Raw genomic sequence first — 531 nt, 5'->3', positions numbered from 1 at the left:
GAAAAATGAGAGAAAGTATGAAGATTCTTGTCACCGGTGGTGCCGGCTTTATCGGCTCTGCCGTGGTTCGTCATATCATTGAAAATACCCGGGATGAAGTCCGCGTGCTGGACTGCCTGACCTACGCCGGCAACCTCGAATCCCTGGCGCCGGTGGCCGTGAGCGAACGCTACTCGTTTTCCCAGACTGATATCACCGATGCTGCTGCCGTGGCGGCCCAGTTCAGCGAGTTCCGCCCGGATATCGTGATGCACCTGGCGGCAGAAAGCCATGTGGACCGTTCCATTGATGGCCCGGCCGCCTTCATCCAGACCAACGTGATTGGCACCTTCACTCTGCTGGAGGCGGCCCGTCACTACTGGTCCGGGCTTGGGGAAGCGCAGAAGCAGGCTTTCCGCTTCCACCACATCTCCACCGATGAGGTGTACGGCGACCTGCACGGCACCGATGACCTGTTCACCGAAGAAACCCCGTACGCGCCGAGCAGCCCGTACTCCGCCTCCAAAGCGGGCAGCGACCATCTGGTTCGCG

1 protein-coding gene is annotated in these 531 nt (G+C 60.5%); it reads left to right on the top strand.

The window, feature by feature from the left end:
• Window positions 1-17: 17 nt before the first annotated feature.
• Window positions 18-531 (top strand): dTDP-glucose 4,6-dehydratase (locus ABD353_RS40185; protein ID WP_344628635.1); only part of this gene is annotated, 514 nt, incomplete at its 3' end.

This window comes from Kitasatospora arboriphila (genome assembly GCF_039528095.1).
Taxonomy (GTDB): Bacteria; Actinomycetota; Actinomycetes; order Streptomycetales; family Streptomycetaceae; genus Kitasatospora; species Kitasatospora arboriphila.
Note: the sequence above shows the minus strand (reverse complement) of the source record. Positions and strands in the feature narration are given on the sequence as shown.